This window comes from Thermomonas sp. (assembly GCF_023953935.1).
In the GTDB taxonomy this organism is placed as follows: domain Bacteria; phylum Pseudomonadota; class Gammaproteobacteria; order Xanthomonadales; family Xanthomonadaceae; genus Thermomonas.
The window spans coordinates 41,285-53,236 of sequence record NZ_JAMLIW010000008.1 but is presented as its reverse complement, the minus strand read 5'-3'; the positions used below and the strand labels follow the sequence as shown (position 1 = coordinate 53,236).

Annotated in this window: 10 protein-coding genes; 5 read left to right on the top strand and 5 right to left on the bottom strand. The window is 66.9% G+C overall.

Features of this window, described 5'->3' with window-relative positions; genetic code table 11:
- Positions 1–40: 40 nt before the first annotated feature.
- Both M9902_RS09795 and M9902_RS09790 read left to right on the top strand, forming a co-directional pair.
- Positions 41–814: an NAD kinase gene (locus M9902_RS09795; RefSeq protein WP_297174039.1), complete on the top strand. Its 774-nt coding sequence runs from the start codon at positions 41–43 to the stop codon at positions 812–814.
- A 53-nt stretch (positions 815–867) separates the two neighbouring features.
- Entirely contained in the window at positions 868–1,773 is a 906-nt protein-coding gene (locus tag M9902_RS09790) for a 5'-nucleotidase (RefSeq protein ID WP_297222637.1), read from the top strand.
- A gap of 189 nt (positions 1,774–1,962) precedes the next feature.
- Here the strand turns inward: M9902_RS09790 and M9902_RS09785 are convergent, their stop codons facing one another.
- From M9902_RS09785 to recN, 5 genes are all read right to left on the bottom strand, one after another.
- Complete coding sequence (locus tag M9902_RS09785; protein ID WP_297222635.1) at positions 1,963–2,499, bottom strand: DUF2939 domain-containing protein; 537 nt, start codon at positions 2,497–2,499, stop codon at positions 1,963–1,965.
- 275 nt (positions 2,500–2,774) lie between these two features.
- The gene (locus M9902_RS09780; RefSeq protein WP_297222633.1) at positions 2,775–3,953 is read right to left on the bottom strand and encodes a DUF4785 domain-containing protein; all 1,179 of its coding nucleotides are present in this window, start codon (positions 3,951–3,953) and stop codon (positions 2,775–2,777) included.
- A gap of 10 nt (positions 3,954–3,963) precedes the next feature.
- A complete protein-coding gene (locus tag M9902_RS09775) occupies positions 3,964–4,836 on the bottom strand; it encodes a hypothetical protein (protein ID WP_297174932.1) in 873 nt (290 codons plus the stop codon).
- Positions 4,837–5,045: 209 nt separating this feature from the next.
- Entirely contained in the window at positions 5,046–6,494 is a 1,449-nt protein-coding gene (gene sbcB / locus M9902_RS09770) for an exodeoxyribonuclease I (protein WP_297222631.1), read from the bottom strand.
- A 34-nt stretch (positions 6,495–6,528) separates the two neighbouring features.
- Positions 6,529–8,187 (bottom strand): DNA repair protein RecN, encoded by a 1,659-nt coding sequence (recN, locus tag M9902_RS09765; RefSeq protein ID WP_297222629.1) that lies wholly within the window; start codon positions 8,185–8,187, stop codon positions 6,529–6,531.
- Between the two features lie 88 nt (positions 8,188–8,275).
- On the opposite strand from recN, the gene hrcA reads away from it, so the two are divergent.
- The 3 genes from hrcA to dnaK all read left to right on the top strand — a co-directional run bounded on the left by hrcA (position 8,276) and on the right by dnaK (position 11,923).
- A complete protein-coding gene (gene hrcA, locus M9902_RS09760) occupies positions 8,276–9,328 on the top strand; it encodes a heat-inducible transcriptional repressor HrcA (RefSeq protein WP_297222627.1) in 1,053 nt (350 codons plus the stop codon).
- 51 nt (positions 9,329–9,379) lie between these two features.
- Positions 9,380–9,880: a nucleotide exchange factor GrpE gene (grpE, locus tag M9902_RS09755; protein ID WP_297174921.1), complete on the top strand. Its 501-nt coding sequence runs from the start codon at positions 9,380–9,382 to the stop codon at positions 9,878–9,880.
- A 114-nt stretch (positions 9,881–9,994) separates the two neighbouring features.
- Complete coding sequence (gene dnaK, locus M9902_RS09750; RefSeq protein ID WP_297222625.1) at positions 9,995–11,923, top strand: molecular chaperone DnaK; 1,929 nt, start codon at positions 9,995–9,997, stop codon at positions 11,921–11,923.
- Positions 11,924–11,952 lie beyond the last annotated feature (29 nt).

The following is an 11,952-nucleotide window of genomic DNA, read 5'->3' as shown; positions in this document are numbered from 1 at the left end:
TCCGGGGCTTGCGGGTGGCGGCGGGTTGTATGCTCAGGCCATGAGCAGCCCGCCGCGCCTTGCCCTGTTGGCCAGCCCCGCCGAAGAGGCGCAGGCGGCATTGGCCCAGTTGGCGGCGCGCCACGGCCATTGCCGGCCGGAGGAGGCCGACGTGCTGGTGGCCTTGGGCGGCGATGGCTTCATGCTGCAAACCCTGCATCGCTACGGCGGGCTCGGCAAACCGGTGTACGGCATGAAGCTGGGCACGGTCGGCTTCCTGATGAACCAGTATCACCAAGGCGATGACCTGCCGGCGCGGATCGCGGCGGCCGAACCGGATCTGCTGCATCCGCTGGAAATGGTGGCGCATACCGAATCCGGCGCCAGTGTCACCTCTCTGGCCTACAACGAGGTCTCGCTGCTGCGGCAAACCCGGCAAACCGCCAATATCCGCATCGAATTGAACGGCGAGGTGCGGCTGGGTGAACTGGTCTGCGATGGGGTGATGCTGGCAACTCCGGCCGGCAGCACCGCCTACAATTTCTCGGCGCACGGGCCGATCCTGCCGCTGGGCGCCAATGTCATGGCCTTGACGCCGATCGCGCCGTTCCGGCCGCGACGCTGGCGTGGCGCAGTGTTGAAATCGGGCACTGAGGTGCGCTTCCGGATCCTCGAACCGCACAAGCGCCCGGTCAGTGCCACCGCCGATTCACACGAAGTGCGCGACGTCACTGAAGTGCTGGTGCGCGAATCGGACAAGCGCGGGGTGAGCCTGCTGTTCGACCAGGGCCACAATCTGGAAGAGCGCATCCTGATCGAGCAGTTCGCGGTTTGACTGCATCTGCGTCGGTCGCAGCATCTGCGACCCGGATCGCCGACAATGCGCCCATGCAGGAGCCGGTCGCCACCCTCACCGTCGCCATCACCGCGCGCGCGCTGTTCATGATGGAGGACAGCCACGCGTTGTTCGAGCGCGAGGGCATCGCGGCATTCGCGGATTTCCAGCGTCGCCATGAGGACGACGTGCTCATGCCCGGCATTGCTTTCCCGCTGGTGCGCAAGCTGCTGGCCTTGAACGCGGGTGCCGCCAAGAATGCGCCGCGGGTCGAGGTGATCCTGCTGTCGCGCAACTCTTCCGATACCGGGCTGCGGGTATTCAATTCGATCGAGCATTTCGGCCTCGATATCCGCCGTGCCACGTTCACTGCCGGCGCGCCGGTCTGGCCCTACATCCGACCCTTCGGTGCGCAGTTGTTCCTGTCCGCCAACCCCGAATCGGTACGCGCCGCGCTGGCGGCCGGGGTGGCCGCTGCCACCATCCTGCCGGAAAAAGCCAACGAGCCGCGTCAGTCGCAATTGCGCATCGCCTTCGATGGCGATGCCGTGTTGTTTTGCGACGAAAGCGAACGGGTCTCGCGCGAGCAGGGCGTGGAAGCGTTCGGCCGGCACGAACAGGCGCTGGCGCACGAGCCGCTGTCGGGCGGACCGTTCCGTGCCTTCCTGTCGGCCCTGCATGACCTGCAAGTGGCGTTTCCGGCGGGCGAGGACGCGCCGATCCGCACCGCGCTGGTGACCGCGCGATCGGCGCCGGCGCACGAGCGGGTGATCCGCACCCTGCGCGAGTGGGACGTGCGTCTGGACGAAGCGCTGTTCCTCGGTGGCCGCGACAAGGGCCCGTTCCTGGAGGCCTTCGGCGCCGATATCTTCTTCGACGATTCCCCGCACAACATCGATTCCGCGCGCCGCCACGTCGCCGCCGGCCACGTGCCGCACGGCGTGGCCAACGGTGAGTAGCTCGAACCATTGGCTCCGCTCGTCACTCCCGGGCCGGCGGTAGGGGGTTCCGAGAGCGCGTTTCCTCATGAATATAACTATTTATATTCAATAAATTGTACTGAATTATTAAAGATATACATTAATTGAAGGAAGGGCACGCAACGCCCTGAACACCCAGAAGAAACAGGCCGGAAATCCGTCCGGTGCTCAGTTGTTCTCAGGCAATCGCAGGCCGGTCAATTTCCAGGTCAGGCCGCTGCGGCGGAATTCGAACACCAGTGGCTTGCCGTTCGCGTTTGGCACGGTGGCGGTGAACAGCGACGCCGATTCGAATTGTGTCTTGGCGTCCTTCAGCGGATCGGAAGGTGCGCGGTTGCCAGGTCCACCGCTTCCGGCGGGCGTGAGGATGTTGTTGCGCAGCAGGTGCTGGATGCCCTCGGGCGAAGCGAGGGCGTCGATCGGGCGCTTGCTGATCATTTCGGTCACTTCAGCCAGGGTCTGCGGCCGCTCGCTCGCGCCAACCCGGGCCAGCAGCCCACGGGCGATGCGCTCGCGGAGCTGCGGACCGACGCTGGCGCGCAGCTGGTCGAAATCGACGAAGCGCCACAGCTCGGCGACATTGCCGCTGGCGGCGACCTTGCGGATGCCGTTGATGGCGATCCACGGCCCGGCCACAACGTAGCCCAGCGTGGCCAGCAGCGCCGCCACGACCAGCGCCAGGCCCCATTTGCTTTTCTTGCCCATCCAACGCTCCATCAGCAGTGGTGCCTAGGGCAACGCTGATCGAGTCAGCGTTGCCTGCCGGCCAAGGATGGCCGGCCACGGATCATTCACGCAAGTGATTGATCCGTGTGGGCCGAGTCCGGACATGCCCGCCCTGAGCTTGACGAAGGGTGCCGGACTCGGCGGTGCTGAAAAAGTCCAGGACGGACTTTTTCAACATTTCCCTAGACTGCGCAAAAGCGAACGGCCGGGCAAGCCCGGCCGTCGCTGCAAACGCTCCTTGCGTCGGAATGCGGTCAGAACCGCGCCGCCCTTGCCCGTGATTCCAGCGGTGCCATCCGGCCCTGGTCGTTCAATTCGAGCTGGCGCAGTTCATACGGCGCGCCGTAGCCTGCCGGCAGGTGCGCGCGTTCAAACTCCAGCACCAGCGTTCCATTGCCAGCGTTCATCCAGGCCGCCGCGTGAGCTTCCGAGACCGCACGCAGGCTGCGATCGGGCGCGGTGGCATAGAGCGTGCCGCGCGCTTCGTAGCGTCCCGGCGAGGCGGCCTGCACCGGCAGCGAGACGCGCAGGTGGCTGGAATCGAGTGCGAAGTTGCCGGCAAAACGCGCCGTTGGCTGCGCCACCGCGAAGGCGGTGCGGGCATCGCGCGGGGTCCCGCCGACGATCGAAAACACCTGCAGTTCCCACAGCCCGCCGCCTTGGTGCGCCGCGGTCGGCAGCTTGAACACGGCTTCCTGACCGCCGCCGGCCGCAGTGCGCACGGCCACTTTCTGGCTGCTGCCGTCCGGCGCGACCAGCAGGGCGCTGGAGCGCAGCCCGGTCGCACGCCCGGCGCTGGTGGCACCGATGGCGACCCGCATCTGCTGGCCGGCGAGGGCGTGGTCGCGGTCGGCGCGCGCGAACATCACCAGCGCACTGTTGGGTTCGAACACGTGCACCACGTAGCGCCCATTGGCGTTGGCCGCACGCAAGGTGGCTTGCCCGGCGCCGCTGCCGGCGCCCAGCCGCAGGACCTGGGTGCCGGCGCTGGCGTCCATGCCGGCCTGCCGCAGCGCGGCGGCGTCGGCGCTGCGGTCGACCGTCACGCGCCGGCCCTGGCTCGACACGGCGAAGTCGCTGGCGCGCAACGGGGTTGCGCCGCGCGCCGGACTGACCCGCACCAGCGCGCCGCTCGCCGTCATCGGCAAGGCCACGCCGCGCTGCAGCTCCGTGCCTTCGACCGTGAGCCAGTATTCGCGGCTTTCGGCCATGTAGGGCGCCGGCTGCGCCAAGGCCAGAGCAGGATCAAGCTTCCAGGAGAAGGCAACCGGCTGGCGTTCGATCGCGCCGGTGGGCGCGGGCAGGGACACCAAACGCGCCGGCACCTGATCGCCATGTCCGGCCGGAAGCAGCGGTTGGGCGGCGAAGGCGGAAGCCATCGCCAGGGTGCTCAGTGCGGCCAGCGCCGCGGCATGCAGTTTGGAAATGCGCATGGTCGTGGCCTCACTTCATGTCATTGCGGAGGATGGTGTCCAGGCCGAAGCAGGCGCGTCGGCTCTGGTTGTGGCTGAGCGGCTCGCCGCCGGCCATCCGCGATTTGTCCTTGAACCACACCGAACCGGCGCCCGACTGGCTGCTGCAGTTGAGGAAACCGTCGGAGCAGGAGTCCAGCCAGGCTTGGGTGATTTCCAGACCGACGTTGAGCGTGTAGCCGCCGCAATAACTGTCGGAATCCCAGACCGCGGTTTCGACATCGGTGCCGACCACGCTGCGGAAGAGTTTTGGCAGCGACGGGCGGCCGCTGGTGCCGTACAGGTAGTTGCCGTTGTAGTAGGCCATCCAGCTGACCTGCTGCTGGCGCACCGCGTCGGACTTGTAGCCCAGCAGCCAGCCCAGCGAGGTTTCGAACACATTGCCGTTGATGGTGGCATCCGCCAGCGGTGTGCCCGTTGACGATGGCGCCAGCGCGTTGACGCGCACGATCTTGCTGATGATGTTGGGATAGCGGCTGTCCCAGGTCGGGTTCGACATGATCCAGCGGATCACGTTGCCGCCGTTGGAGTGGGTGATGATGATCAGCCGGGTGATGCCCTTGGCGTTGATGAAACTGGTGAGCTGGGTGGCGAGGCAACCGGCGGCGCGGCTGTCCCACATGTACTGCTCGAAGTCGCAGTTGATCACCGTGTAATTGGCCGGATTGGCCAGGCCGCCGCGAACGTTGTTGACCATGGTCGGCTGCCAGTAGTCGTTGTAGGCGTCGGTCTGGTGGCCGGTGCCGTGGACGAAAGCGACGCCCGTCACATCGGCGGCCAGCGCCGGCGTGGCGGCAAACAAGGCGGCGCACGCCAACAGCGCGCCGAACGCGAATCTACGCATGGAATCCCCCCCGGGTTTCTGCGATGCCGCTGGATCGCCTGCGGCGGACGACCATCACCGTCCCACACGGTGCGGTATGGACAGCATACGCACGCGTATAGAGCCTTGTCATGTCGCAGTGCGGCATGGATGGGAAGGGGGGAGATACAGCTCAGCCCGCTCCGGATCGATCCGCGCCTGTCCGCGTTGATCCGCGTCCGGAATGCCTGTCAGCGACCCAGCGCCATCCCGACACGGGCGCCCCAATCCTGCAGCCGATCGAGCAAGGCCAGCGCGCGGGCATCCTCCGCGCGCTGCACGCGCAGTGCCGCAAGCTGCGCATCGAATTGCGCCAGCGTCAGTTCCGACATGCCGGAATCTTCCAGCAGGCGCTGCCGACGATAGGCATCCCAGCGTTCGGACTCACTTGCCGACAGCGCCTCCGGCCAATTGCGCGCACGGTAGCGGAACAGCAATTCCGGCAGGCGCGGATCGTGGAACGGGAAGTGCGCGCTGGCGAGGCGTTGCGGTGGGGTGACGCGTATCTGCGCCTGCAAGCGCCTGTCGGGATCGCCGAGGAAGCCGTCGTACAAAGCGGCATCGGCGTCCGCTGTTGCGCCTTGGCGGGTGCGTGCATACACGCGGCGCAGTTTTTCCGCCAATGCGGGGGCGGTGGCCCGCAAGCGCACCGCGCGGGCCTGTACGATTTCCGGATCAATGCCGAGCCGCTGGAAATCCGCCGCGCGCAGATGATCCCAACGCACCAGCGCCGGGCACCGATTGGCGTGGACTTCCTTCAGCGGGATTCGGGTTGCGCCCTCCGGCAGCGCGTCCTGTCGCAGGTACAGGCGTGCCGCGATGGTGTCGGCGTCCAGTGCCAGCAAGTCATCCGGTTCGGCATCGAGATCAATGACTATCGTGCGCGTGGAATAGTGCGGATGCACGACCAGCGGCAGCACCGGCGCGGCGCACAGGCGCGTGGCCGGGTAGCGCTGGGAGATGTGCAGCAGCGGCGTCATGCCGATGACATCGAGCAGGGACGCGACGAAACGCTTGTCGCGCAGCTGCAGTGCGTAGTCCCACAACCTGGGCTGGGCCTGCTTGAACAGGCGGGCAAGACCGATCAGCGCGCGCACGTCGGACAACGCCTCATGCGCGCTGCCAACGCGCAGGCCGTTGTCCTCGGCCAGGTGTTCGAGCTTGAAGCTGGTGCCCTTGCCGTCGTCGCGCGCTCGCCAATGGATGCCGTCCGGGCGCAGCGCATGCATCAGCCGCAGCGCGTCGAGCAGGTCCCAGCGCGAATTGCCGTGCTTCCATTCGCGCTCATACGGTTCATGGAAATTGCGATACAGGCCGTAGCGGATGAACTCATCGTCGAAGCGGATCGAGTTGTAGCCGAGGCTGCACGTCTGCGGGCGGCCCATCTCGTCGAGGATGCGGGCGAAGGCTTCGGCTTCGATCACGCCGTCACGCAGCGCGTCCTGCGGCGTGATCCCGGTGACCAGGGTCGCCTCCGGCGAGGGCAGCAGGTCATTGGCCGGCTGCACGAAGAAGCTGATCGGTGGCTCGACTTCGTTCAGGTCCAGGTCGGTGCGAATCGCCGCGAACTGGGCGATCCGGGTTTGCCGCGGATTGCTGCCGAAGGTTTCGAGGTCGTAGAACAGGAAGGAGGCGGGCATGCCGGCATGGTCGCACAGGCGCCGGCGCTGGAGCTCAATGCGCGTCCAGCAAGCGTCGCGCCGCGGCGCGGGCTTCGTCGCTCACGTCCGCACCACCGATCATGCGCGCGATCTCCTCGATCCGGCCGGCGCCGTCGAGTGCGACCACCGCGGACTGGGTGATGCCTTCGCTGGCGGCCTTGCTGACCGCGTACTGGGCGTGGCCTGCGGCGGCGACCTGTGGCTGGTGGGTCACGCACAGCACTTGCCGGTCGTTGCCCAGCGTTCGCAGCATCTGCCCGACCGCCGCGGCGACCGCGCCACCGATGCCGGCATCGACTTCATCGAACACCATGGTCGGCACCGCGTCCTGGCCCTGGGTAGCGACTTCAATGGCCAGCGAGATGCGCGACAGCTCGCCGCCCGACGCGATCTTGCGCAGCGGGCGCGGCGGCTGGCCGGGATTGGCGGAAACCAGGAATTCGGCGCGTTCGCTGCCGTTGGGGTCGGGCTGCGCGTCGGGATTGCGTTCGAGCTGAATCTCGAACACGCCGCCTTGCATGCCGAGCTCGGCGATCAGGGCGGTGACCGCTTCCGACATTCGCGCGCCGATGTCGCGTCGCGCTGCGCCCAGGCGCGCGGCGGCTTGCGTCCAGGCGGCGTGCGCGGCGGCGATATCGGCCTCGAGGCGACGCAGCCTGGTATCGGCATCGGTCAGTGATTCCAGTTCGGCGGCCAGTGCATCGCGCTGCGCCTGCAATTGGTCCGGCGCGACCCGATGCTTGCGCGCGAGGTCCTGCACGCGGGTCAGTTGGCGCTCCAGATCGGCCAATGCATCCGGATCGAGGTCGAGGTCGTCGCGGATGCGTTGCAACAGCGAGGTCGCTTCGTCGAGCTGGATGCTGGCGGAATCGAGCAGGGCATCGACTTCGATGAGGCGCGCCTCGTGGCTGGCCTCGCGTTGCAGGCCGTGGCGCAGGCGCTGCACGCGCGAACCGACCGACGTTTCCCCGGCGAGCGTCTCCAGAGCATCGTCACACACCGCGATCAGCGCGGCGGCATGGGCGTGGCGGCGATGGCTGGCGTCGAGCTCGGCCAAGGCGTCCGCGGCCAGCGGCTGGGCATCGAGCTCCTCCAGCTGGAATTGCAGCCAGCGCTGGCGTTCGCCGACGTCACCGCGTGCAAGCAGGGCGTTGCGCTCCGCGTGCAGGGCTTTCCAGCGCTCCGCGGTGGTGCGGGTGTTCTGCAGCAGGTCGGGTTGGCGGATGCAGGCGTCCAGCAGCGTGGTTTGCCGGGCGCGCACCAGCAGCGCTTGCTGCGCGTGTTGTCCATGCACTTCCACCAGCAGCCCGGCCAGCTCGGCCAGTTGCGCCAGCGCCACCTGTCGTCCATTGATCCAGGCCTTGGAACCGCCGTCCGCATGCAGCACCCGGCGCAGCAGGCAGGTCTGGTCTTCATCCAGCGCGGCGGCTTGCAGCCAGCGCGCGGCCTCGGGGCAGTCGGCCAGTGAAAACTCGGCGCTCAATTCAGCCCGCTGCGCGCCGAAGCGCACCGCGCCGGCGTCGGCGCGGGCACCGGACAGGAAGCCCAGCGCATCGACCAGCAGGGATTTGCCGGCGCCGGTTTCGCCGGAAATGACGGTCAGCCCGGCAGCGAAGGCCAGTTCGGCGTGGGCGACCACGGCAAAATCGCGGATGGACAGGCGCAGCAGCATGGGTCGGAATTGTGCCTGTGCAAGCCGTGCGGGGATAGCGTTTGCGCAATGACTTGCACGATGCCGCCGCTGCGCATACAACCGTGGCATGTCCCGACACCACCGCGATGACATCGCCCTCGACCCACGCGCGCGCCAGCTGCTGCGCGCACTGGTGGCCCGCCACATCCGCAGCGGCGAGCCGGTGGGCTCGCAGACCCTGGCCCGGCATGCCGGCCTGGATGTCAGCCCGGCGACCATCCGCAACATCCTCGCATCGATGGAGGACGCCGGCCTGCTGGCGGCGCCGCACAGCTCGGCCGGACGGGTGCCGACGGCGCAGGGCTACCGCCTGTTCGTCGATTCCCTGCTCCAGCTCAAGCCGCTGCCTGTCGATGAGGTCGAACACCTGCGCCACGAGCTGCCCGCCGGCGCCGGCACCCAGGCCTTGCTGGGCACTGCCAGCGAACTGTTGACCACGATGACACGCTTTGCCGGCATGGTCAGCGTACCCAAGCGCGAGAGTTTCGCGTTCCGCCAGATCGATTTCGTGGCGCTGGATCCGCAGCGGGTCCTGGCGATTCTGGTGTTCGCCGATGGCGAGATCCAGAACCGCATCGTGCCGGTGCGACGTGCCTTGACGCCGTCCGAATTGGAGCAGGCGGCCAATTACCTGAACACCCATTTCGCCGGCATGCCGCTGGAGCGGATCCGGGCAGTGCTGCTGGGCCAGTTGCGCGATGCTCGCAGCGAGCTGGACCGGCTGCTGGCGGCATCGATTGATCTTGCCGAACAGGCGTTCGCACCGGCAGCAAGCGGCGACATGCTGGTGGCCGGCCAGACCCGGCTGATGGGCCTGCAGGATTTGAGCGACCTGGAGCAGCTGCGCGCCCTGTTCGAGGCGTTTTCGGAAAAGCGCGAACTGCTGCGACTGCTGGAGAAGATCGCGAAGGCGCCGGGGATGCGGGTCTTCATTGGCGAGGAAACCGGGCTGGCGCCGCTGGAAGGCATGTCGCTGGTGGGCGCGCCCTACGGCAGCGAGGGCAGGGTGCTGGGCGTGGTCGGCGTGATCGGGCCCAGCCGGATGGCCTACGAGCGGGTGATCCCGGTGGTCGAGGCGACCGCCGCCGCGCTCGGGGCCGCCTTGATTCCCGAACCTTGAGCCCCCATGACGGGTTCGGGCGCGGCGTGGCCGCGAAATCGAACCGTGGACATGAGCAACGATCCGATGCAAGACAGCAACGAACCGGCCGCAATGGAGCCGGTGGATGAACTCGAGGCGCTGCGCGCCAGAATCGAGCAGCTCGAAGCACAGAAGCTGATCGACCTGGCCGATCTGGAAAATCGCCGCAAGCGCATCGAGCGTGACATCGACAACGCCCGCAAGTTCGCCAACGAACGCCTGCTGGGCAGCCTGCTGCCGGTGTTCGACAGCCTCGATGCCGGACTTGCAAGCGTGGACGACGCCCATTCGCCGCTGCGCCAGGGCCTGGAGTTGACCCAGCAGCAATTGCTCAAGGTGGCCGGCGACAACGGCATGCAGATCGTGAACCCGGCGGGCGAAGCATTCGACCCGCAGTTCCACCAGGCAATCAGTCAGGGCGAAGCCGAGGGCGTTGCCCCGGGCCACGTGATCACCGTGTTCCAGAAAGGCTACCTGCTCAACGGGCGGCTGCTGCGGCCGGCGCTGGTCATCGTCGCCAGGCACGAATGACGGCGGTCTGAACGGCCGCCCTTGAAGGCGCAGGCCGGCAACCCCAGATAGCAACCAGCGGCGCGCAGCGCCGAACCCGATACGGACCAACACGAATTTTCAGAGGGCATCACCATGGGCAAGATCATCGGCATCGACCTGGGCACCACCAATTCCTGCGTTTCCATCATGGAAAACGGCAAGCCGCGCGTCATCGAAAACAGCGAAGGCGACCGCACCACGCCGTCGGTGGTGGCCTGGACCAAGGACGGCGAAGTGCTGGTGGGCGCAGCGGCCAAGCGCCAGGCGGTCACCAATCCGAAGAACACCTTCCACGCGGTCAAGCGCCTGATCGGCCGCAAGTTCACCGACGCCGAGGTGCAAAAGGATCTCGGCGTGGCGGCGTTCAAGATCACCGCGCACGACAACGGCGATGCCTGGGTCGAGCTGGCCGACGGCCGCAAGCTGGCGCCGCAGGAAGTCTCGGCCAAGGTGCTGGAGAAGATGAAGAAGACCGCCGAGGCCTACCTTGGCGAGACCGTCACCGAAGCCGTGATCACGGTGCCGGCCTACTTCAACGACAGCCAGCGCCAGGCCACCAAGGATGCCGGCCGCATCGCCGGCCTCGACGTCAAGCGCATCATCAATGAGCCGACCGCCGCCGCGCTGGCCTATGGCCTCGACAAGGGTGACAGCAAGGATCGCAAGGTGGTGGTGTACGACCTCGGCGGCGGCACCTTCGACGTTTCGATTATTGAAATTGCCAATGTCGACGGCGAAAAGCAGTTCGAGGTGCTGGCCACCAACGGCGACACCTTTCTCGGCGGCGAGGACTTCGACAAGCGCGTCATCGACTATCTGGTCGAGGAATTCCAGAAGTCCGACGGCTTCGACCTGCGCAAGGACCCGCTGGCCCTGCAGCGCCTGAAGGACGCCGCCGAACGCGCCAAGATCGAGCTTTCCGGCGCCCAGCAGACCGACGTCAACCTGCCCTACATCACCGCCGATGCCAGCGGCCCGAAGCACCTCAACATCAAGCTCACCCGGGCCAAGCTCGAGGCGCTGGTCGAGGACCTGGTCAAGAAGACCATCGAGCCCTGCCGCATCGCGTTGAACGACGCCGGCCTGCGCGCTTCCGACATCCATGAGGTGATTCTGGTCGGCGGCCAGACCCGCATGCCCAAGGTGCAGCAGGCGGTGGCCGAGTTCTTCGGCAAGGAACCGAAGAAGGACGTGAACCCGGACGAGGCCGTCGCCATCGGCGCGGCCGTGCAGGGCGGCGTGCTGGCCGGCGACGTCAAGGATGTGCTGCTGCTGGACGTGACGCCGCTGAGTCTGGGTATCGAAACCCTGGGCGGGGTGATGACCAAGATCATCGAGAAGAACACCACCATCCCGACCAAGGCCTCGCAGGTGTTTTCCACCGCCGAGGACAACCAGAATGCGGTGACGGTGCACGTGCTGCAGGGCGAACGCGAGCAGGCCCGCTACAACAAGTCGCTGGCCCGTTTTGATTTGACCGGCATCGACGCGGCGCCGCGCGGCATGCCGCAGATCGAGGTCAGCTTCGACATCGATGCCAACGGTATTGTTCACGTGACGGCCAAGGACAAGAAGACCGGCAAGGAGCAGAAGGTCGAGATCAAGGCCGGCTCGGGCCTGTCCGATGACGAGATCCAGCGCATGGTGCAGGACGCCGAAGCCAATCGCGAGGAAGACAAGAAGTTCCACGAGCTGGTGCAGGCGCGCAACCAGGCCGACGGCCTGATCCACGCCACCCGCAGCACGATCAAGGACAACGGCGACAAGCTGCCGGGCGATGCCATCGGCCGCGCCGAATCGGCGATCGCGGAACTCGAAGTGGCGATCAAGGGCGAGGACAAGGCCCAGATCGAAGCCAAGGCCAAGGCGCTGGAAGAAGCCGGCCAGGCCTTGCTCGCCGCCGCTGCGGCAGCCGGCCAGGCGCAGGCCGGCGGCGGTGACCAAGGGCAGGCCAAGTCCGGCGACGACGTGGTCGATGCCGAGTTCACCGAGGTCAAGGACGACAAGAGCCGGGATTCGTGATCGGTGCGTGATTGGTGATTGGTGATTGG

What these genes read in the sequence shown, in the direction of transcription:
- M9902_RS09795 (WP_297174039.1), top strand. Translation starts at nt 41, where the DNA reads ATGAGCAGCCCGCCGCGCCTTGCCCTGTTGGCCAGCCCCGCCGAAGAG.
- M9902_RS09790 (WP_297222637.1), top strand. Translation starts at nt 868, where the DNA reads ATGCAGGAGCCGGTCGCCACCCTCACCGTCGCCATCACCGCGCGCGCG.
- M9902_RS09785 (WP_297222635.1), bottom strand. Translation starts at nt 2,499, where the DNA reads ATGGGCAAGAAAAGCAAATGGGGCCTGGCGCTGGTCGTGGCGGCGCTG.
- M9902_RS09780 (WP_297222633.1), bottom strand. Translation starts at nt 3,953, where the DNA reads ATGCGCATTTCCAAACTGCATGCCGCGGCGCTGGCCGCACTGAGCACC.
- M9902_RS09775 (WP_297174932.1), bottom strand. Translation starts at nt 4,836, where the DNA reads ATGCGTAGATTCGCGTTCGGCGCGCTGTTGGCGTGCGCCGCCTTGTTT.
- sbcB (WP_297222631.1), bottom strand. Translation starts at nt 6,494, where the DNA reads ATGCCCGCCTCCTTCCTGTTCTACGACCTCGAAACCTTCGGCAGCAAT.
- recN (WP_297222629.1), bottom strand. Translation starts at nt 8,187, where the DNA reads ATGCTGCTGCGCCTGTCCATCCGCGATTTTGCCGTGGTCGCCCACGCC.
- hrcA (WP_297222627.1), top strand. Translation starts at nt 8,276, where the DNA reads ATGTCCCGACACCACCGCGATGACATCGCCCTCGACCCACGCGCGCGC.
- grpE (WP_297174921.1), top strand. Translation starts at nt 9,380, where the DNA reads ATGAGCAACGATCCGATGCAAGACAGCAACGAACCGGCCGCAATGGAG.
- dnaK (WP_297222625.1), top strand. Translation starts at nt 9,995, where the DNA reads ATGGGCAAGATCATCGGCATCGACCTGGGCACCACCAATTCCTGCGTT.